Annotated in this window: 21 protein-coding genes; 13 read left to right on the top strand and 8 right to left on the bottom strand. The window is 65.1% G+C overall.

Annotated elements, in window-relative coordinates; translation table 11 throughout:
• Positions 1-26 precede the first annotated feature (26 nt).
• The gene (locus tag K8M09_RS14085; protein WP_160785186.1) at positions 27-512 is read right to left on the bottom strand and encodes a CYTH domain-containing protein; all 486 of its coding nucleotides are present in this window, start codon (positions 510-512) and stop codon (positions 27-29) included.
• Positions 513-665: 153 nt separating this feature from the next.
• Between K8M09_RS14085 and K8M09_RS14080 the strand changes: the two genes are divergently transcribed.
• From K8M09_RS14080 to K8M09_RS14065, 4 genes are all read left to right on the top strand, one after another.
• A complete protein-coding gene (locus tag K8M09_RS14080) occupies positions 666-1,304 on the top strand; it encodes a 2-dehydro-3-deoxy-phosphogluconate aldolase (RefSeq protein ID WP_160785187.1) in 639 nt (212 codons plus the stop codon).
• Positions 1,305-1,430: 126 nt separating this feature from the next.
• Entirely contained in the window at positions 1,431-2,123 is a 693-nt protein-coding gene (locus tag K8M09_RS14075) for a tellurite resistance TerB family protein (protein WP_160785188.1), read from the top strand.
• Positions 2,124-2,221: 98 nt separating this feature from the next.
• The gene (locus K8M09_RS14070; RefSeq protein WP_160785189.1) at positions 2,222-2,908 is read left to right on the top strand and encodes a GNAT family N-acetyltransferase; all 687 of its coding nucleotides are present in this window, start codon (positions 2,222-2,224) and stop codon (positions 2,906-2,908) included.
• Positions 2,905-3,117 (top strand): hypothetical protein, encoded by a 213-nt coding sequence (locus K8M09_RS14065; RefSeq protein WP_160785190.1) that lies wholly within the window; start codon positions 2,905-2,907, stop codon positions 3,115-3,117. Before K8M09_RS14070 ends, K8M09_RS14065 begins: the two co-directional genes overlap by 4 nt.
• Here K8M09_RS14065 and K8M09_RS14060 read toward each other — a convergent pair.
• The 3 genes from K8M09_RS14060 to K8M09_RS14050 form a co-directional block, all read right to left on the bottom strand.
• Entirely contained in the window at positions 3,114-4,100 is a 987-nt protein-coding gene (locus K8M09_RS14060) for a nickel/cobalt transporter (RefSeq protein WP_160785191.1), read from the bottom strand. The two genes, K8M09_RS14065 and K8M09_RS14060, sit on opposite strands and share 4 nt — an antisense overlap.
• Positions 4,094-4,735, bottom strand: a complete 642-nt coding sequence (locus tag K8M09_RS14055) for a DUF1007 family protein (protein WP_160785192.1) — start codon at positions 4,733-4,735, stop codon at positions 4,094-4,096. The genes K8M09_RS14060 and K8M09_RS14055 overlap by 7 nt, the downstream gene beginning before the upstream one ends.
• 73 nt (positions 4,736-4,808) lie before the next feature.
• Positions 4,809-5,714: a LysR family transcriptional regulator gene (locus K8M09_RS14050; RefSeq protein WP_160785193.1), complete on the bottom strand. Its 906-nt coding sequence runs from the start codon at positions 5,712-5,714 to the stop codon at positions 4,809-4,811.
• A 576-nt stretch (positions 5,715-6,290) separates the two neighbouring features.
• Here K8M09_RS14050 and odc2 point away from each other — a divergent pair.
• From odc2 to K8M09_RS14035, 3 genes are all read left to right on the top strand, one after another.
• Positions 6,291-7,424: an ornithine/lysine decarboxylase gene (gene odc2 / locus K8M09_RS14045; protein ID WP_160785194.1), complete on the top strand. Its 1,134-nt coding sequence runs from the start codon at positions 6,291-6,293 to the stop codon at positions 7,422-7,424.
• An 89-nt stretch (positions 7,425-7,513) separates the two neighbouring features.
• Entirely contained in the window at positions 7,514-8,101 is a 588-nt protein-coding gene (locus K8M09_RS14040; protein ID WP_160785195.1) for a GNAT family N-acetyltransferase, read from the top strand.
• Positions 8,102-8,291: 190 nt separating this feature from the next.
• Positions 8,292-8,738, top strand: coding sequence for a glyoxalase superfamily protein (locus tag K8M09_RS14035; RefSeq protein WP_160785196.1), 447 nt, complete (start codon positions 8,292-8,294; stop codon positions 8,736-8,738).
• 51 nt (positions 8,739-8,789) lie between these two features.
• Here the strand turns inward: K8M09_RS14035 and K8M09_RS14030 are convergent, their stop codons facing one another.
• The 3 genes from K8M09_RS14030 to K8M09_RS14020 all read right to left on the bottom strand — a co-directional run bounded on the left by K8M09_RS14030 (position 8,790) and on the right by K8M09_RS14020 (position 11,913).
• Positions 8,790-9,779, bottom strand: coding sequence for a WD40 repeat domain-containing protein (locus K8M09_RS14030; RefSeq protein ID WP_160785197.1), 990 nt, complete (start codon positions 9,777-9,779; stop codon positions 8,790-8,792).
• A 58-nt stretch (positions 9,780-9,837) separates the two neighbouring features.
• Positions 9,838-10,977 carry a CobW family GTP-binding protein gene (locus K8M09_RS14025; RefSeq protein WP_160785198.1) on the bottom strand — a complete coding sequence of 380 codons (1,140 nt, stop codon included), beginning with the start codon at positions 10,975-10,977 and terminating at the stop codon, positions 9,838-9,840.
• Positions 10,978-11,121: 144 nt separating this feature from the next.
• On the bottom strand, positions 11,122-11,913 hold the full coding sequence (locus tag K8M09_RS14020; protein ID WP_160785199.1) for a creatininase family protein: 792 nt from the start codon (positions 11,911-11,913) through the stop codon (positions 11,122-11,124).
• Positions 11,914-12,007: 94 nt separating this feature from the next.
• Here K8M09_RS14020 and K8M09_RS14015 point away from each other — a divergent pair, with 94 nt between their 5' ends.
• The 4 genes from K8M09_RS14015 to K8M09_RS14000 all read left to right on the top strand — a co-directional run bounded on the left by K8M09_RS14015 (position 12,008) and on the right by K8M09_RS14000 (position 15,100).
• Positions 12,008-12,544: a MarR family winged helix-turn-helix transcriptional regulator gene (locus K8M09_RS14015; protein WP_160785200.1), complete on the top strand. Its 537-nt coding sequence runs from the start codon at positions 12,008-12,010 to the stop codon at positions 12,542-12,544.
• A 57-nt stretch (positions 12,545-12,601) separates the two neighbouring features.
• Positions 12,602-13,630 carry a LacI family DNA-binding transcriptional regulator gene (locus K8M09_RS14010; RefSeq protein ID WP_160785201.1) on the top strand — a complete coding sequence of 343 codons (1,029 nt, stop codon included), beginning with the start codon at positions 12,602-12,604 and terminating at the stop codon, positions 13,628-13,630.
• A gap of 12 nt (positions 13,631-13,642) precedes the next feature.
• A complete protein-coding gene (locus K8M09_RS14005; RefSeq protein ID WP_160785202.1) occupies positions 13,643-14,611 on the top strand; it encodes a 2-hydroxyacid dehydrogenase in 969 nt (322 codons plus the stop codon).
• An 81-nt stretch (positions 14,612-14,692) separates the two neighbouring features.
• Positions 14,693-15,100, top strand: coding sequence for a hypothetical protein (locus tag K8M09_RS14000; RefSeq protein ID WP_160785203.1), 408 nt, complete (start codon positions 14,693-14,695; stop codon positions 15,098-15,100).
• 4 nt (positions 15,101-15,104) lie between these two features.
• On the opposite strand, the gene K8M09_RS13995 is transcribed toward K8M09_RS14000, so the two are convergent.
• On the bottom strand, positions 15,105-15,884 hold the full coding sequence (locus K8M09_RS13995; protein ID WP_160785204.1) for a gamma-glutamyl-gamma-aminobutyrate hydrolase family protein: 780 nt from the start codon (positions 15,882-15,884) through the stop codon (positions 15,105-15,107).
• 445 nt (positions 15,885-16,329) lie between these two features.
• On the opposite strand from K8M09_RS13995, the gene K8M09_RS13990 reads away from it, so the two are divergent.
• Together K8M09_RS13990 and K8M09_RS13985 are read left to right on the top strand one after the other, a co-directional pair.
• Entirely contained in the window at positions 16,330-18,639 is a 2,310-nt protein-coding gene (locus K8M09_RS13990; protein ID WP_160785205.1) for a putative bifunctional diguanylate cyclase/phosphodiesterase, read from the top strand.
• A gap of 169 nt (positions 18,640-18,808) precedes the next feature.
• The gene (locus K8M09_RS13985; RefSeq protein WP_160785206.1) at positions 18,809-19,588 is read left to right on the top strand and encodes an N-acyl amino acid synthase FeeM domain-containing protein; all 780 of its coding nucleotides are present in this window, start codon (positions 18,809-18,811) and stop codon (positions 19,586-19,588) included.
• The last annotated feature ends 178 nt before the right edge of the window (positions 19,589-19,766 follow it).

The following is a 19,766-nucleotide window of genomic DNA, read 5'->3' as shown; positions in this document are numbered from 1 at the left end:
CATTTCAGGCAATGCGGCGTAGCAGCTCAGGCGAGCTGGCGCAGGCTCGCGCCGTTGCTGAAGCCGAGCGCCATGGACTGGTTGGAATACTGGCTCTCGCCCGTCACTTCCCGGCCCACCCAGTTCGGCATTTCCGGTTCGTCATGGATGGAGGACAGCTCGACCTCGGCGATCACGAGGCCGCGATGGACGCCGTCATAGACGTCGATCTCCCAGACATGATCCTCGTGCGCCACCTTGTAGCGCACCTTCTCGATCACGTTGCCGATGGCATGGCGCAGCATGTCCTCGGCCTCGTCGCGGTCGATATCGAATTCGTATTCGTCGCGCACGAGCGCGGTATGACCGACCTTGAGGGTGATGCGCGCGCGCCCGTCGCCATAGATGCGAACCCTGAGAGACCGGTCGTCCTGTGCCACGACATAGGCCTGCCGTATGGCGATCCCTTCGTCCGCGAAGGTGCGCCACCGCTGGCCCGACACCAGAAACTTCCGCTCGATCTCTTTTGCCATCGGCATGCTTTCGCTGTTGGAGATGGGCTTGGGCGAGGGGCACACTACACGATAAGTGTGTCATGACAAGGTCATGAATCGCGTATCAGTCTCGACAGAACGTCGCGGACGCGGTATTCCCCTCTCAATTCAATCGTTTTAAAAGGTCATGCCATGCGTGAGAAGAACGCCAAGCTCCTTTCGGTCCTGAAGCTGCAGCCGGTCGTTCCGGTGCTCGTCATCGACGATGTCAAGACGGCGGTTCCGCTGGCGCGCGCGCTGGTGGCGGGCGGCCTGAAGGCGATCGAGATCACCCTGCGCACCACGGCGGCGCTGGAGGCGATCCGCGCGGTTGCCAATGAGGTCGAGGGCGCCGTCGCCGGCGCCGGCACCATTCTCAATGCCGCGCAGTTCGAGGCGGCGGTCGAGGCCGGCTCGCAGTTCATCGTCAGCCCCGGCACGACGCAGGAGCTGATCGACGCGGCGGCCGACAGCGAAATCCCGCTGCTGCCCGGCGCGGCCACCGCCAGCGAGGTCATGGGTCTTCGCGAAGAGGGCTATCAGGTCCTGAAGTTCTTCCCGGCCGAGCAGGCCGGCGGCGCGGCTTACCTCAAGTCGCTGTCCTCGCCGCTTGCCGGCACGCTGTTCTGCCCGACGGGCGGCATCTCGCTTGCCAATGCGCGCGACTATCTCTCGCTGCCGAACGTCGTGTGCGTCGGCGGCTCGTGGGTCGCGCCGAAGGAGCTTGTCGCCAGGGGCGACTGGGCGGGCATCGAGAAGCTCGCCGCCGAGGCCGCCGCCCTCAAGGGCTGAGATGGTTCAACGCAATTGCAGACGGGCGGCCTTCGGTCGCCCGTTATGCGTTTGTAATTCGGCATGCGCGTTCCTATCTTGCCTTGCAGCCGGCCCCTGCCGCGCGAGGAGAAAACGGAGACGCCCATGTTTGACGCCAAGAAGTTGCTCGACCAGTTCCTCGGTTCGCAGGTGCCCGGCGCGGGCGGAACCGTGCGCGACCGCGCCGGTCAGGTCACCCAGCTTGCCAAGGACAATCCGCTTGCCAGCATCGCCATTGCCGGCGTGCTGCTGGGCACGGACAGCGGGCGCAAGGTCGCCGGCTCGGCGCTGAAGATCGGCAGCCTCGCCGCCATCGCCGGTCTCGGCTACCAGGCCTACAAGAATTACCGCGACGGCCAGAACCCGGCCGAGACCACACAGGCCGGCACGCCCGAGCTCCTGCCGCCGCCGGCCGATTCCGGTTTCCATCCCGAAGCCGTCAGCACCGATTTCGCCCTTATCCTCGTGCGCGCCATGATCGCGGCCTCCCGCGCCGACGGCCATATCGACGATACGGAGCGCGCCCGCATCATGGACAAGCTCAAGGTCTCCGGTCTCGGCGCGGATGCCGCGCAGTTCCTCGAACAGGAACTTGCCAACCCCGTCGATCTCGACGCAATCGTCGCTGCCGCGGCGACCGAGGAGCAGCGTGTCGAGCTCTATACCGCTTCGCGCCTTGCCATCGAGCCGGAAACGCGCGCCGAGCGGGGTTATCTCGACCTGCTCGCCGGCCGCCTCGGCCTTGCCGATGCGCTGGTCGATCATATCGAGGCGACGGTTTCCGCAGCCAAGGTTTGACGATCGTCAGGGAGCGGCCGAACGCCGCTCCCCGCTTTGCCGATTGCTTCGGCTCGCCGGCTGCTCTATCCCTTCGGCAAGACCGAAGGAGGATTTTCATGCGCGATCTCAAGGACTGGAAGGGTTGCCCGCCGCCGGCGCCCGTGGCGCTCGAAGGCCGTTATGTGCGCATCGAACCCTATGATCGCGCAAAGCATCTCCAGCCCCTCTGGGACGCCTTCGGCGGCATGGAGATCAATCCGCTGCTGCGCTATTTCGCGCAGGCCGATTTCACCGGCATCGAGGGCTTCGATACGTGGTCCGAAGGCGCGATCAAATCGGGCTGGGTGCGTGAGGTGATCGTCGACAAGGCAAGCGGCAAGCCGGTCGGCATGGCGCATTACATGCGGCCGGACCCGGCCAACGGCGTCGTCGAGATCGGCGGCATCGCCCATGGCGGCGGCATGTCGCGCTCGCCGCTCTCCACCGAGGCGCAGTATCTGCTCGCCAAGCATGTCTTCGAAGACCTCGGCTACCGCCGCTACGAATGGAAGTGCCACAACGACAACGCGGCCAGCAAGCGCACGGCCGCCCGCCTCGGCTTCACCTTCGAGGGTGTCTTCCGCCAGCACATGCTTTCCAAGGGCGAGAATCGCGACACCGCCTGGTTCTCGATCATCGACAGCGAATGGCCGGCTCTCGACAAGGCCTTCGCCGCCTGGCTCTCGCCCGGCAATTTCGATGCCGAGGGCAACCAGAAGTGCAGGCTCGAGGATATTCGCGCGGAACTGGCGGGGACGGCATGAGCGAGGACGGCAAGGGTAAGTCGGCGGCGATTGCCGCACTCGTGATCCTGCTCGGCACGGGCGTCGTGTTCTATTTCCTGCCGCGTGTCATGATCGCGCTCGGCGACGTCTCGCCCTGGCTGGCGGGCGTGTTCGGCACGCTGCTGGTGCTCGGCTTCTTCCTGTTGTTCTGGCTGCGGGCGCGTTACCAGCGGAACCGGGAAGGCTAGGCCTGTAGCGCCGCGCCCAGCAATAGCAATCCGAGAACCATCACCAGCGCCGCCCCGCCGATCTCGATGGCGGTGCCGACGCGTTGCGCCGCCGAGCCATTGCCGGCAAAGCGTACCGCCGCGCCCTTGGCGGTGACGGCGAGCGTGGCGAGGATGGAGACGGTGATGGCCGTGCCGATGGACATGGCGAGGACCGCGAGCATGCCGCCGAGATAAAGCCCGTTCAGCAGGGCGAAGCTCAGGACGATCAGCGCGCCCGAGCAGGGGCGTAGCCCCACGGCGACGATGGCGGACCACGCCTCGCGGAGTGCGAAACGGTCGCCCTTCAGCAGCGACGGGTCCGGCGCATGGGCGTGGCCGCAGGTCGCGCAGACCTCGCCGGCATGGTGCTGATGCCCGTGAACCTCGACGGCCGAGATGCCGAGCGTGGAGGCGGGCCGCACCGGGGCCGGCCGCAGCTTCTTGTAGAGCAGCCATGCGCCGAACAGGGCGATGAGCGCGTAGCTGCCGATTTCGAGCGCCCTTGTGGCGTCGGTCATGGAAACCGTGGTGCCGCGCAGGAAAAGATAGGCCGCGCCGACGAGCAGGATGGCGACGAGGCCCTGCAGGATCGAGGAGAGGAAGGAAAGCAGCACGCCGCGCTTCAGCTCCAGCTCGTTCGCCAGCATGTAGGAGGAGATGACGGCCTTGCCATGGCCGGGGCCGGCGGCGTGGAAGACGCCATAGGCGAAGGAGAGGCCGACGAGCGTCGAGGCCGCCCACGGGGTCTCGCGCATGTCCTTCAGCGCGCCGGTCATCAGGCGGTAGAAGCCCTGCTGCTGCGCGTTGATCCAGGCAAAGAGGCCGCCGAAGGTGCCGGTCGTGTTGAAGCCGGGTTCGGCCGAGCCGATGCCGAGAGGGGACTGGGCATGGGCGAATGTTGCAATGGAGGCGGCGGCAAGCGTCAGAGCGATCAGGGTGAAGGCGCGCTCGCGGGTCAGCATGTCAGCTCCAGCCGCGTCGCGAAGAGCTTCGACATGTCGGTGCCCGCCGGGTCGTTGAAGAAGGCTTCCGTCAGGCTGTCCTGGTTCTGCGCCAGCACCTCGTCCGGATCGGGCCGGACCACCGCGCGCTTGCAGGCGGCGAGCTTGTCGCCGATGGCGACGAGGTCGTCGTCGGAGGCGAAATCCATCGCCGCATACATGGTGGGATCATAGACGCCGAAGGTGAGCTTGCCCTTGAGCGGCATGGTCTCGCCGGGCTTGACCGTGAAGAACATCAGGAGCTGGCCGTCCTTGAAGTCGACATTGATCGCGTCGGGCTTGCCGACCTTCACGGTTTTCCCGTCCTCGGTGATCGTCGTGTAGTAGCTGAACTCCTCCAGCGATTCGAGTACGGTCTTGCCCACTTCGGCAAGCTCGTCCGGGTCGAGCTGGGCGTTGCTGTTCTTGTCGAAATCCATGACGACGCTGGCCGAGAACATCTCGTCGAAGCGCCAGACATTGCGCAATTCGCTGATCGTGCCGTCCTCGCCCGCCACCACTTCCAGCCGGGCCTGCGCGAAGATATGCGGATGGGCGAAGGCCGCGGCCGGGGCGAGGAGGGCCGCTCCGGCAATCAGGCAGGGCAGGAAGCGCATGGATTTCGATCCTCTCGGGCGGCGTGAATCAGCGGTCTGAATGTACGGCAAATAGGCCGGAATTGGGACCGTGTCAGGCTTCGATGCCGGGATGGCGGCGGAACCATGCATGCAGGAAATCGACGAAGGTGCGCACTTTCGCGGGCAGGTAGCGGCGATGCGGGTAGATCGCGTAGATGCCGCGGTCGGTCGGCAGGTAATCTTCGAGGATCGAGACGATCCTGCCCGATTCCAGGCAGGACCGGGCGATGAAGGCCGGAACCTGCGCGACGCCGAGGCCGCTTGCCGCGGCGCGCACGGCGGCCGTCGGGCTGTTGACCTCGATATGGCCGCCGACCGGCACCGAAAAGCCCGCGCCCTTCTCGTCGACGAAGCGCCAGTTGCTGTGCGACTTGCCGTTGGTGTCTATGATGCAGGGAAGGCGGGCGAGGTCGCTCGGATGGTCGATCGGGCCGACGCGCTCGAGGAAGTCCTGCGTCACACAGATCTTGAGATAGAAATCGCCGAGCTTGCGGGCGATGAGGGCGGAATCCTCCAGCCGCGTGATGCGGATCGCCACATCGAAACCTTCCTCGACCAGATCGACGAAGCGGTCGTCCGAGACGATCTCCAGCGAAAGCTCGGGATGCTCCTTGCCGAAGTCGATGAGCGACTGGCCGATATCGGCATCGACGAAGGTGCGCGGGGCGGAGACCTTCAGCTTGCCGCGCAGGTCCGTGTTCTTCTCGCGCACGAGATCGGCGAGATTGTCGATCTCCTTCAGGATATCGGAGGCGGTGCGGTAATAGGTGTGGCCCGGCTCGGTCATGGAGAACTGGCGGGTGGTGCGGTTGAGCAGCAGCGTGCCCAGCTCGTCCTCCAGCTCGCGCACATATTTGGACAGCAGCGCCTTGGACCGCCCGGTCTTGCGCGAAGCTGCGGAAAAGCCTTCGGCATCGACCACGTCGATGAAGGCCCGGATTCGGGTCAGTGTATCCATATGTCCCCACTTGAGTGGCGCCGTCAGGGGCGGCGCGCGTTCGGCGCTTGGGTCGCCGTGCAAAGAGATGTGTCGAAACCAGTTCCGCGAATGTCGTGGCTCACGGAATATTTTCAATAGTCAAATTCAAAAAACCTCTTGATTACGACAGCGATTCTTCTTATCTCCGCGCTTGCCCAAAGTCGCACGTGCCTGTGGGTGTCCGCCGACCCTCGATTTGGTGAGGATCATCGGTAAGGTACCTGGAACTAACCGCTCCAGTCGCTATTCCGGCCAACCGGGAAATGCGAGGACATCTTGAAGCAACGACGGTGCGGGCCTTTCTGGTGTCTGCCGGCTTTCCATCAGCCGGGGTTACTGAAGAGGCACACCTTCATTGCCGGAAGTGCGGTCGGGTTTCCCACCAATCCATGGCAGACAAAGCGAATTGAAGCCTAGGCGGGCTTCGGTTCACCGTTCGCGCATTTGCGCATGCTTGGTTCCGGGGTCTCCACCGGCTGGTTCCAGAGCGTTGCCGCATCTGCCCTTTGTCCTCTGGGGTTTCCCTGGAGCAACCTGGATATGGGGAATACCGAGATGGCTTCTGCACGTATTATCGACTTTCTGAACACCCGACGTCCCGACGGCCCGTGCCTCGTGGTCGATCTCGATGTCGTGCGCGACAACTTCAAGGCCTTCCGCCACGCGCTGCCCGACAGCGCGATCTACTATGCCGTGAAGGCCAATCCGGCGCCGGAAATCCTGCGCCTGCTCGCCAGCATGGGCTCCAACTTCGATTGCGCGTCCGTCGCCGAAATCGAAATGGCGCTCGACGCCGGCGCGACCGCTTCGCGCGTCTCTTTCGGTAACACGATCAAGAAGGAACGCGACGTCGCCAAGGCGCACGCGCTCGGCGTCTCGCTCTTCGCCGTCGACAGCCATGAGGAAGTCGAGAAGATCGCGCGCGCCGCTCCCGGCGCCCGCGTGTTCTGCCGCGTCCTGACGGATGGCGAAGGCGCCGAATGGCCGCTGTCGCGCAAGTTCGGGTGCGTACCGCAGATGGCCGTCGACGTGCTCGTCTATGCGCACCAGCTCGGCCTTACCTCCTACGGCGTCTCGTTCCATGTCGGCTCGCAGATGACGAAGCTCGACGCCTGGGATTCGGCCCTTGCCGATGCCAAGCGCGTCTTCGTGCAGCTTGCCAAGCAGGGCATCGAGCTGAAGATGGTCAATATGGGCGGCGGCTTCCCGACGAAGTACCTGCGCGACGTGCCCTCGGCCGAAGCCTATGGCAAGGCGATCTTCGGTGCGCTGAAGAAGCATTTCGGCAACCAGATCCCGGAAACCATCATCGAGCCGGGCCGCGGCATGGTCGGCAATGCGGGCGTGATCAAGGCGGAAGTCGTCCTCGTCTCGAAGAAGTCGGACAACGACAACCACCGCTGGGTCTTCCTCGACATCGGCAAGTTCGGCGGCCTTGCCGAAACCATGGACGAGGCGATCCGCTACCCGATCCGCACCGTGCGCGATGCGGACGCGATGGAGCCCTGCGTGCTTGCCGGCCCGACCTGCGATTCGGCCGACGTGATGTACGAGAAGAACATGTACCCGCTGCCGGTCACCCTTTCGATCGGCGACGAGGTTCTGATCGAAGGCACCGGTGCCTATACGACGACCTACTCGGCCGTCGCCTTCAACGGCTTCGAGCCGCTCAGGGCCTACGTCATCTGACGACCGGGCGCTCCCGTCCCTGCGGGAGCGCCAGCTTCACAATCAGTTTTCGATACCGTTTGAATCGGTTTTGAGTGCGGGAGGCCAAGATGGCCACTGTTCTTGATTCTGTGCGCGCGTTCTTCGCGCATGCCGCCTTCACCATCGACCAGGAAAACGCCGGCGATATCGTTGCGCGCGAGCGTCTGCTCGACCACGTGATGGGCGAGGCCCGCTTCCGCAAGTCTTCGGAAAAGCTGCGCCGCAACCGCCTGCCGGCCGAAGGTCTTGCGCTTGTCGCGCGCGATGCGGACGGTCATGTCATCGGCACCGTGCTCCTGTGGAATGTCGAGGCGGGTGTGGATGCCGATGGCAACGCCGTGCCGGCCTTGCTGCTCGGTCCGCTCGCCGTCGATTGCGCGCATGAGGGCAAGGGCATCGGCGGCGCGCTGATGCGCGCGGCGATCACCGAGGCGCGCGACCGGGGCCATGGCGCGGTGCTGCTCGTCGGCGATCCGGAATATTACGAGCGCTTCGGCTTCTTCGCCGACGAGGTGCAGCACCTCGTCATGCCCGGCCCCTTCGAGCGTCGCCGCTTCCTGGCGCTGGAGCTGAAGGAGGGCTGGCTGGACGGCGCTGCGGGCGTGCTCGTCGCCAGCGGCCGCCGCCTTTCGGCGGAGCGGCGCAAGGCGGCCTGACCCGTCGCCGGTTTGACTTCGCCAGCCTATTGCGGTATCGGGACGGCAGGGCGAGAGACCCCTGCCGTCCGCGAGCGCAAGCTTTGGTGAAGTCTCTCCTGAAACGATCGGTCTCCCAGCATCACGCATGCGAACCGGTGGCAATGCGGGCTCCCTCCGAAATGACGCATGCCATGACTGGAGTTCCGACATGCGTCCATCATCGACGCCACTACCATCCCTCGACGCCCTGAAGGACCAGGCGAAGCGGCTGCGCGCGCGCTTTTCCTCCGAGGGGCAGGACATTTCCCATTCCCGCGCGCTTGAACTCATCGCCGCGCAATACGGTTTCCGCGACTGGAACACGCTGCACGCCGCCGTCGGCAACCGGCCGCCGTTCGATCCGTGGATGCTCGGCTCGCGGGTGCGCGGCCACTATCTCGGCCAGCCGTTCGATGCGGAGGTTCTGGGCATACAGGCGATCACCAGCCAGCCCGGCCGTTACCGCATGACGCTGCATTTCGACGAGCCGGTGGATGTGGTCACTTTCGAAAGCTTCTCGGCCTTCCGCCAGCGCGTGAGCTGCACCATCGACGAGACGGGGCGGACCGTCGAGAAGACCTCGAACGGGCGTCCGCATCTCGAACTCGAATGGTAAGTGACCGGGACCGCCGATCCTTGGCATCGGCGGTCTTTTCCCGGAATCGCTTTAGCCGGCGAGGTCGATGACGCCGCAGTCGCCGGCCTCGCTGGAAAAGGCGAGGAGCTTGCCGTTGCGGCTCCAGGCCATGGAGGTGACGGCGCCCTTGCCGGGACGGCGCAGCAGCACCTCGCGGCTGTCGGCGAAGCGGGCGGCAAGCACCATGCCATCCGAATAGCCGATGGCGACGACCTCCTCGGCGGGATGGCAGGCGACGGCGGTGACCATGACGTCGGCGCGCGTGCCGAGTTCGAGCGGCGGCTTGCCCATCGGGCCATCCTTGGCCGAGAAGGGCCAGACGATGGCGGCCGGCGCGCCGGAGGAGGCGAGCCACTTGCCCTTGACGGACCAGGAGAGCGACTTCACCTTGGCCGGATAGCCGGTCATGCGCATGTGGCGCGTTTCCGCGCCGGGCTTGGTGTCGAGCTTCCAGCCGTGCAGGGCGTTTTCCTGCATGCTGGTGACGACAAAGCGGCCGTCGGGCGAGAAGGTGACGCCGTTATGCGCGCCCTTCCATTCGAGGTCGACCGGCTGGGCGGCCATGGCGACCCAGTGCAGCGACACGCCGTTATAGCGCGCGACGCCGAGGCGCAGGCCCTTCGGCGCAAATGCGATGCCCTCGACCGAACGGGTCTCGGCGAATTCCTTGATCGTGCCGTCGGCAAGCCGCACGCGGGCCGTGCGGCCCTCCGCGAAGCCGACCGCGCCCTGCGGGCCGGCGGCGACGACGGAAATCCACTTGCGCGGCACTTCGGCCAGAAGCGTGACAGTGCCGTCGGCGGCGATGCGCTGCACCTTGCCGTCCTCGCCGCCGGTAATCAGCGTGTCGTTCGCCTCGTCGCGCACGCAGGCCAGCAGGCCGTCATGCGCCTCGGTGACCTTCTGGCCATGATCGAGGCGATGGATGGCGCCGGAGGCGGTGGCGAAGAACGGCACGTCGCCGAGGAAGGCGGCCGCGATGACGTGGCCGTCGAGATCGAGAGGGGCAACCGTGGGCATTAGCTGGTCTTTTCCATGCGCATGATGTTGGCCGAAACCCGCTTCACACTTTTCGGCATCATGCCTGTGCCTCACAAGCCTTGAACGTGCGCTCGATCTTCTCGCGGTCGAGGTCGCGGCCGATGAAGACGAGGCGGCTTTCGCGTTTCTCGCCGTCCTTCCAGGCGCGCTGATGATCGCCCTCGACGATCATGTGCACGCCCTGCACCACGTAGCGCTCCTCGTCGCCGGCAAAGGCGATGATGCCCTTGAGGCGCAGGATGTTCGGGCCGTCCGTCTGGGTAATCTTCTGAATCCAGGGGAAGAAGCGGTCCGGGTTCATCTCGCCGCCGCGCAGCGAGATGGACTGCACCGTCACGTCATGGATCGGCGAAGCGCCGTGGTCGTGATGATGGTGGTGGCCATGGCCGTGATCGTGGTGATGATCATGGTCGTGATGGTGGTCATGGTCATGGTGGTGGTCGTGATCGTGATGATGGTCATGATCGTGATGATGGTCGTGGCCGCAATCGGGGCCGCAGACATGGTCCGGGTGGTCGTGATCGAGGAAATGCGGATCGTTTTCCAGCGCGCGCTCCAGATCGAACGCGCCCTGGTCGAGAACCTTGGAAAGATCGATCTGCGAGCGGGTCGTGCGATGGATGCGGGCGGACGGGTTGATCACGCGCACCGTCGCCTCGATGCGGGCGAGTTCTTCCGGGCTGACGAGGTCGGTCTTGTTGATGAGCACGACGTCGGCGAAGGCGATCTGGTCCTCGGCCTCGCGGCTATCCTTCAGGCGCAGCGGCAGGTGCTTGGCGTCGACCAGCGCGACCACGGCATCCAGCTCGGTCTTCTGGCGCACGTCGTCGTCCATGAAGAAGGTCTGGGCGACCGGCACCGGATCGGCAAGGCCGGTGGTCTCGACGATGATGGCGTCGAAGCGGCCGGGGCGGCGCATCAGGCCTTCCACCACGCGGATCAGGTCGCCGCGCACGGTGCAGCAGATGCAGCCGTTGTTCATCTCGTAGATTTCCTCGTCCGACTCGACGATCAGGTCGTTGTCGATGCCGATCTCGCCGAACTCGTTGACGATGACGGCGTATTTCCGGCCGTGGTTCTCGGTGAGGATGCGGTTGAGCAGCGTCGTCTTGCCGGCGCCGAGATAGCCGGTGAGCACGGTGACGGGAATGGGCTTGGGGAGGGCTGTTTCGGTCATGGGAACCTCGGGCGGGTGCGGGGACACAAGGATGTCCGGTTGGCGACTGATATAGGAGATCGAAGGGGCCAGCGCAAATGCTCCGGCTGCCTGTTTTGCCGCATTGTCCGAGGCCGAGGCGATTCCGGTTCGGCGGGGAATGCTCTAGCGGAGCGTATCCGCGTCGAAGGCCGCGACGTCCTCCAGCAGCGCGACGAGGCCGCGGAGGGCATGGGCGATCAGCGCCTCGCCCTTTTCCGCCGTCGCCGCGCTCGCGTCGCCCGCGACGCCCTTCGGGTTGAGGTCGGACATCTTCCAGCCGAAGGCGTGCGGGCCGTAGGCGCGCAGATGCGCGAAGCGGGCGGCGAAGGCCGCCTGCCGGGAGCCGAAGCGCTCGGCTTTGTCCATGCGCACCCGCTCGGGGTGAAGGGCGAGCATGACGGAGGTCTCGATATCGCCGCCGTGGATGTCGATGGCCTTGTCCTCCGGCGCGATCCAGCCCTCCGGCTGGCCGAAGCGCGTCCAGGCGGTGGCGACGACGAGCATGTTCAGCCGGATGCGCGCCTCGGTCGCCACGATGGTCATCAAAGGCGAATTGCCGCCATGGGCATTGAGCAGCACGAGCTTGCGGACGCCGAGGCGGTGAAGGTCTTCGGCGATGCGCAGCCAGCGCTCGATCGCCTCGCCATAGCCGAGCGAGCGGGTGCCTGGCACGTCGAGATGTTCCGGCGAATAGCCGACCGGCTCGGCCGGCAGGATGGTGACGGGTAGGTGCGGCGGCAGCACGGCTGTCAGCCGGGCGGCGATGCCCTCGGCGATCAGCGTGTCGGTTTCCAGCGGCAGGTGGGGCCCGTGGCCCTCATGGGCGCCGAGCGGCAGGACGGCGATCCAGCCCGCCCGGTCTTCCGGCGCCAGCATGGGGTCGTTCTCGCTCCATCGCATCTTGGGATGCGCCATGGCGTCACTCCGATCCTTACTTGCCGCCAGCCTTACTCCTCTGTCATACAAGGCCGCGCCCGCGATGCAAGGGCGGCGGTGCAGGAGGCGATGCATGGGCAAGAAGCACAAGGACGGCAAGGACGGCAAGAAGGCCAAGAAGAAGAAGTCGCACGAGGCAGTCTCGGGCGCGGGCCTTGCCGCCGCGGTCGTCAGTGCCGCGCGCTCCATGCGCACGGTGCTTTCGCGCAATCTCCTGGCGACGGGTCTCTATGCCGGGCAGGACGGCGTGATCCTCGCGCTGTCGGAAGCCGGTGGACTGACGGCCGGGGCGCTTGCCGCTCGGCTCGGGGTGAAGGCCCCGACCATGACGCGCACCATCGGCCGGCTGGAGGCGCAGGGTTTCGTCGCACGCAGGTCCGACGAGGCGGACGGGCGGCTGACCGTCGTGCATCTCACCGAGGCGGGCCGCGCCTCCGTCAACCACATCACCGAGGCTGCCCGCCTCAGCGAGCAGCAGGCCGCCGAAGGCTTCAGCGAGAAGGACATGCGCAATCTGCTGAAGCTTCTGCGCGCCATGGACGAGAACCTGCATGCCGGCCTGCCCGATACGTCGCGCCAGCACGAAAAGCCTGTTGCCGACGACATTTAAACTGTTTAAATAAACGGTTTTAAAGCCGCGTTGCTGCGTGTTCTTCGGGGAGGGGTCGTGGCTCAGAAAATCAAGCTTTCCACCATCGCGGAAACGCTCGGCGTTTCCACGGCGACGGTATCGCTTGCGCTCAGGGATAGCCCGCTCGTGGCGGCGTCCACGCGCGAGCGGATCAAGGAACAGGCGCGGGCGCTCGGCTATATCTACAACCGGCGCGCGGCGAGCCTTCGCACCTCCCGCTCGGGCATCATCGGCGTCGTCGTACACGACATCATGAACCCGTTCTATGCGGAAATCCTGAAAGCCATCGAGAGCGAGCTGGACCGCGACCGGCAGACCTTCATCCTCTCCAACCACTACGACTCGGTCGAGAAGCAGCGCAACTTCGTCGAGACGCTGCTACAGCTCGGCGGCGACGGGGTGATCATGTCGCCGGCCATCGGCACGCCGCCGGAGGATATCCAGCTTGCCGAGGACAACGGCATGCCGGCAATTCTCATCGCGCGTTCCATCGACGGTCTCGACGTGCCGATCTTCCGCGGCGACGACAGCTACGGCATCTCGCTGGCCACCAACCACCTGATCGGCCTCGGCCACCGCACCATCGCCATGGTGGGCGGCACGGACCAGACATCGACCGGCCGCGACCGCTATCAGGGCTATGTCAACGCGCTGCGCAAGGCCAATATCGAGGTCGATCCCGGCCTTCGCATTCCCGGCCCCCGCACCAAGCAGGGCGGTTTCGAGGCGGCGGTGCATTTCCTCTCGCTGCCGCAGAAACCGACCGCCGCCGTCTGCTGGAACGACCTCGTCGCCATCGGCCTGATGAACGGCATCGCCCGCGCCGGCCTCGTGCCCGGCCGCGATGTCTCCGTTACCGGCTACGACGATCTGGAAGAGGCGGCCATCGCCACGCCGGCGCTCACCACCGTCTGGAACGGCCAGTCGGAAGTCGGGCGCAACGCCGCCCGCGCGCTCCTGGACAAGCTCTCCGGCAGCCACGAGCCGGACGGCATCCACCTCATCAAGCCGGAAATGCGTATCCGGCAATCGACCGGACCGCTGAAGGCGCATTCGGAGAGCTGAACAGGAGTTGGCATGGCGGCCAGGACACGCATTCTCGTACCCGGAACGATCCGCGAGCGGGTGCTCGACCGCCTGAAAGAGACCTTCGACATCGTGCGCATCGAAAGGGCGGATCCCGCCCTTCTCGCCCGCTCCGAGGCGGCGAGCATCGCGGGCGTCGCGGTCTCCGGCAGCTTCGGTGCGGCGATGATCGAGCATCTGCCGGCGTTGGAGATCATTTCAAGCTTCGGCGTGGGGTATGACGGCGTCGATGCGCTGGCCGCCGCCGCCCGCGGCGTCGCCGTCACCAATACGCCGGACGTGCTGAACGATGAGGTGGCCGATACGACCATCGGCCTGCTGCTCAACACCATCCGCCGCTTTCCGCAGGCGGAGGCGTGGCTGCGCGAGGGGCGCTGGAAGCGCGAGGGCGCTTTTCCGCTGACGCCGCTCAGCCTGCGCGGCCGCCGGGCCGGTATCTACGGCCTCGGGCGCATCGGTCTTGCCATTGCCGAGCGGCTGAAGGGATTCGGCATCGAGATCGCCTATCACACGCGCCGGCCGCGCGAGGGCGTGCCCTATGCCTATTATCCGTCGCTGGCGGAACTGGCCGGGGCGGTCGATATCCTCATCGCCATCGTGCCGAAGACGCCGCAAACGCACCGGACGATCGATGCCTCCATCCTGCAGGCGCTCGGGGCGAACGGCGTGCTGATCAATGTCGGGCGCGGCTGGACCGTCGATGAGGAGGCGTTGGCCGCCGCGTTGAAGGATGGCACGATCGCGGCTGCGGGCCTCGATGTGTTCTATGACGAGCCGAACGTGCCCCAGGCGCTGCTCGACCTGCCGAACGCCACGCTGCTGCCTCATGTCGCCTCCGCTTCGGTGGCGACGCGCGATGCGATGGCCGATCTGGTGGCGGACAATCTCCTCGCCTGGTTCGGGCGCGGCGTCCCCCTGACGCCGGTGCCGGAAACGCCCTTTACGCGAAAAACGGGGTAGGGGCTGGAAAGCCTTCGTTAACCTTTCCGCAAGCTTGCCGGCGCATGATTCCCGTATCGAATCGCGATGCAGGAGAGCGCCATGAAGACACTGACATTCGCTGTTGTGATCGGTGCCATATCCTTCGGCCTCTGGAGCTATTGGGGGCAGGAAAGGCCGGGGGTCGACCCCATCGTCTCCGGCTCCATTCCCACACAGGCGGCCGGGCGCAGCTATACGATCTCCAACGGCGCGGCGAGCACGGCCTGCCTTGGCGAGCGGGGCAGCCCGATTTCGAGCCGCAGCGCGCGCTTCACGGCGGATGCGGATTGCGAGGCTGTCTGGCCGGGCCTTTCCAAGGCGCGGACCTGGACCAATAACGGCGATGGTACGGTGATCGTGGCGGATGCGCAGGGCGAGGCGATCCTGACGATCGTCGACGGTGACGGCTTCGACTACGAGGCCGTGGAGCCGGCTGACGCCATGATCACGATGGTTTCCGCCGACTGACGGCCTATTCGGCCGCCGTGCGGTGGGCGGTGCCCTGTTTGGCGGCCGCATATTCGCGCACGGCCTCGCCGAAGGCGGCGAAGAGCCGGTTCGAGGGCTGGTCCGAGCCGACCCAATATTCCGGGTGCCATTGCACGCCGACCGCGAAGGCCTTGGCGCCGATGACGGAGACGGCCTCGATGGTGCCGTCCTCCGCGACCGCTTCCACGGCAAGGCGCGGGGCCTTGTCGGAGATCGCCTGGCGGTGCAGCGAGTTCACCTGCACCTCGCCCGCGCCGATCACCGATGCAAGGCAGCTTCCTTCCTTGACCAGCACTTTCTGGCGGATGCCATAGGCGACGTCGAGCACCGGCGTGTCGGGCTTGCGGTGGTCCCAGATGCCGGGCTGCTCCTGGATTTCGTTGGCGAGCGTGCCGCCGAGAACGACGTTCAGCTCCTGGATGCCGCGGCAGATGGCGAGAAGCGGGATGCCGCGTTCCAGCGCCCGCGCGATGAGCGGCAGGCTGGTCGCATCGCGCGCCCGGTCATAGGGGCCTTCGGCGTCGGTGCCTTCCTTGCCGTAGAGCGAGGGATGGACATTGGTGCGCGAGCCGCTGACCAGAAGCCCGTCGACGCGGTCGAGGATGCCGTCGAAATCGTTGTCCGCCTCCAGCGCCGGCACAAGGAAGACCGTGACATCCGCGCCCTTGACGGCGGCGCGGACATACTGGTTCGGCGTGGCCTGCCAGACGTTGCCTTCGATTTCCCGAATATCGGCGGGAATGGCGACGACGGGTTTCGACATGATCGGCTCCGGAAAAAGAAATACCAAATAAGGATTTGCTATCAAATCCGCCGCCAGTCAATTCCTTCTTTCTGGCGAAATGACGACGCGCCCCGGGGCGCCCGGCGGACAGAATGCCTGACGCCTGTCAATTTTGAGGGGGCGGGGGGATGTACGTCGTTAACCAACGAACTGCAAACGGCCGGGGCGGCTCAAGTTTTCCATGGGCTTCGGTGGCGCAATACTCTGTCGCGAAAGAGTCAGGAAGTTGCGCAGTGGGCCTATGAAGGGTTGTGTAGCCTTTACTGAAATAGCTATTTGTGCAATATTCGGTTGAGTACGGCTTCCTTTGGTTGCGCAGGGGTGCAAATATGCTCGACGATACCCTCGTTATTCGGTAATTTCCCGAAATCATTCATTAAATTTTGGCCGGTAACCCTCAAACGTCATAGGGAGTGCCGAGTCCATGAAGGATAAGGGTCAAAACACACTGCCGGCTGATGTATACTTGTCGTTCGTCAGCTCGCTGTACGGTAATCGCCAGACCCTTTTTGTGGGCGTGATTTCGCACGTCATCACGTTCTCCTTCGTCTACGCCAAGACCAACGACCCCTTCTTCCTCGTCTGGAGCGCGCTCGTCGTGCTCATCTGGGCGCTGCGCGCCCACGGCATGCGCCGCTTCGACCGGGCGGACAAGACCGCGCTCGACATGGACGGCATCCGCTACTGGGAGAACTGGTACAATCTCGGCGCCGTCGGCACGACGCTCGCGCTCGGCACGGCCTGCGGCTACAGCCTGCTCGTCAGCCGCGATTCCTTTGCGGAAATCGCCACCATTTCGGTGACGCTCGCCACCATGGTCTCGGTGGTCGGGCGAAACTACGGCTCGCCGCGCGCCGTCAACTACATGGTCTTCTCGGCCTGCTTCCCCATCGTGGTCGGTTTTCTCGGGCTTGGGGACTTCTACCATGCGGTGCTCGCCTCCCTCGTCCTGCCCTTCGCGATGACGACGCGCTCGATGGCGAATGGCGTGCGCACCTTCCTCTATGAGAACGTGCTGGCCGCGCGCGAACTCGCCACCATCGCAGATCGTTTCGACACCGCGCTCAACAACATGCCGCACGGCCTGTTCATGCTGGATTCGGAGCACCGCATCCTCGTCGCCAACCGGAGGGCCTGCGAGCTTCTGCATCTCGGCAACCAGGAGCGGCTGAAGGATTGCCATCTCGACGTGGTGCTGCGTTTCGGTGTGCGCAATTCCTTCTTCAATGCCGGGCAGAGCCGGACGATCCTGCGCCAGCTCGACGAACTGCTGAAGGGCGAGCGCTCGCGCGCGCTCGTTCAGGTGACGGCCGGCCTTTATCTCGAATTCACCGCCGCGCCACGCGAGAACGGCGGGGCGGTGCTGATCTTCGAAGACGTGACGGCGCGCGTGCGGGCGGAGAAGAAGATCCTGCACATGGTCCGTTACGACAGCCTCACGGGGCTGCCGAACCGCACCTATTTCGCCGAACTGGTGCAGGACGCGCTGGCCGAGCGCAAGAAGCCCGGCACGGTCGGCTTCATGGTGCTCGACGTCGACGACTTCAAGCATGTCAACGACATGAAGGGCCACGTGACCGGCGACCGGCTGCTCTGCGCCATCGCCGAGCGGCTGCGCCGCCTTGCCGGCGACCGGGCGATCGCCGGGCACCTGATGGGCGACGAGTTCATCCTGTTCTTCCCCAACGAGGCGAACCGGCGGGACCTGGAGGCGCGCATGCGGCGCTTCCATGAGCAGTTGCGCGGCAATTACGAATTCGACGGCATGACGCTCTTTGTGTCCTTCAGCGCGGGCAGCGTGACGGTGGCGAGCGACGACTTCCGCCTGGAGGAAATGCAGATCCGCGCCGATCTGGCGCTGTTCGAGACCAAGTCGCGCGCCAAGGGCAGCTTCACCCTCTTCGAGCAGGAGATGGACGCGCGCTACATGGACCGCCAGAAGCTGAAGGACGACCTGCGCGAGGCGCTTGCCAACAACGCGCTCTCCGTCGCCTACCAGCCGATGTTCGTGCCGGATGGCTCGCGCATCGAATGCTGCGAGGCGCTGTCGCGCTGGACGCATCCCGAGCGCGGCCCTGTCGCCCCGACCGTCTTCATCCAGATCGCCGAGGAGATGGGCATCGTTTCCGAGATCACGCGGTTCATGATCAACCGGGCCTGCGCCGACTGCGCCGCCTGGCCCGAGCATATGGGCGTCTCGGTCAACCTGTCCGTCCAGGACCTGCGCGGCACCGGCATCATCGAGGTCGTGTCCGCGGCGCTGGATGCGGCCGGGCTTGCGCCGCACCGGCTGCATCTTGAGGTCACCGAAAGCTGCCTCATGGAGGAGCCGGTCAAGGTGCAGGCGATCCTGCAGGAACTGCGCGCCCGCGGCATCACCGTCGCCATCGACGATTTCGGCACGGGCTATTCCAGCCTCAGTTATCTCGATCAGCTTCCGCTCGACGTCATCAAGATCGACCGATCCTTTGTCCGCAATATCGGCGAGGACCCCCGCCGCCTCAAGCTGCTGCGCGGCACGGTGAACCTTTCCCGCGAACTGGGGCTGCGTATCGTCGTGGAGGGCGTCGAGACGGAGGAGCAGCTCGCGCTGATCAACAAGTATCAGTGCGCCGATCTCGTGCAGGGCTATGTCTTCGCCGCGCCCATGTCGCCCGAAGCGCTGCGCGACCGCTACGAAGGTTTCGGCCACAAGCCGGACGAGCCGCGCCGCCGCGGCCGCCGCGTCGCCTGATCCACACCCCGTTATTCCCATAGGCCTTTGATCCGACAGGATGTATCAGCTTCTTCAAATTTAGCATTAACCATATGTTAAGGTTAATGAATTGTATTTTACACAAATTGTCCTATATCGGCGATTATGACGCCGGCTGTGGGGATACGGCCAGCTTTTCGATCGAGATATGGGGGACACCGGCGTGGAACTAGCGAGCGGCCGCTTTTCTGAGAAGCTTCTCGGACTGCTCGACCGGGTGGAGTACCGCCGGGTCGAGACCAGCGAGGACATGGAGGACGTGGCGCGGATCCGCTACAAGGCCTACAAGGCCGGCAGCGTGATGCATCTTGCGGAAGATTCCCACCTTCTCATCGACGAGGCGGACTTCGACAGCCACGCCTATGTCTTCGGCGTCTATCACGATGAGCGGCTGATCTCGACCGTGCGCCTGCATCATGTCACGCCGGATCATCGCGTCACTTCCTCGGGCAAGGTTTTCCCCGACGAGATCAAGGCGTTTCTCGATGCGGGCATGTCGTTGATCGATCCCGTCCGTCTTGCCGCCGATCCCGAAATCTGGAGCGAGATGCCGGCGATCCCCTATCTGACGCTGCGCCTTGCGACGATGGCCGCGGATTACTTCGATGCCGACCGCGTGCTGCAGATGGTCAAGCCGGCGCATGCGGCCTTCTATCGCCGGGTTTTCGACGGCGACTTCGTCGCCTCGCCCAAGAGCAACCAGGGCAAGTTCATCATCGACCTGATGCTGATGGCGACGCGCTGCAAGGATGTGCGCTCCTCGCTCTATGCACGCTTCCCCTTCTTCCAGTCCGAGCCTTTCGAGCGGCGCATGCTGTTTGCCCGCGGCGAGGACATGCCGTTCAGCCCGCTGACGGTGCGCCCCACCGCGCGCCTTGCCGAATCCCACCGGCGCATCCAGATCTCGGGCAATGTCCATGCCCGATAGGGCTTGCGTTCCGTTGTCGCAGGGAAGGCCGGTTTCGGGCGAAACCGGCCTTCCGCGTTATGGAAAGCGTGCGGGGCGAGGCGCGCGCCGCGCCTTGCCGTTGCGCTTTGCCGATCCATTGTGTATGGCCAGAAAGACGCGCGTTTTCGCGCTTGAGGGAATCGCCGGTCCGTTCGGG

The sequence above is a fragment of the Shinella zoogloeoides genome, from assembly GCF_020883495.1.
GTDB lineage: Bacteria > Pseudomonadota > Alphaproteobacteria > Rhizobiales > Rhizobiaceae > Shinella > Shinella zoogloeoides.
This window is presented reverse-complemented; position numbering and strand designations above follow the sequence as displayed.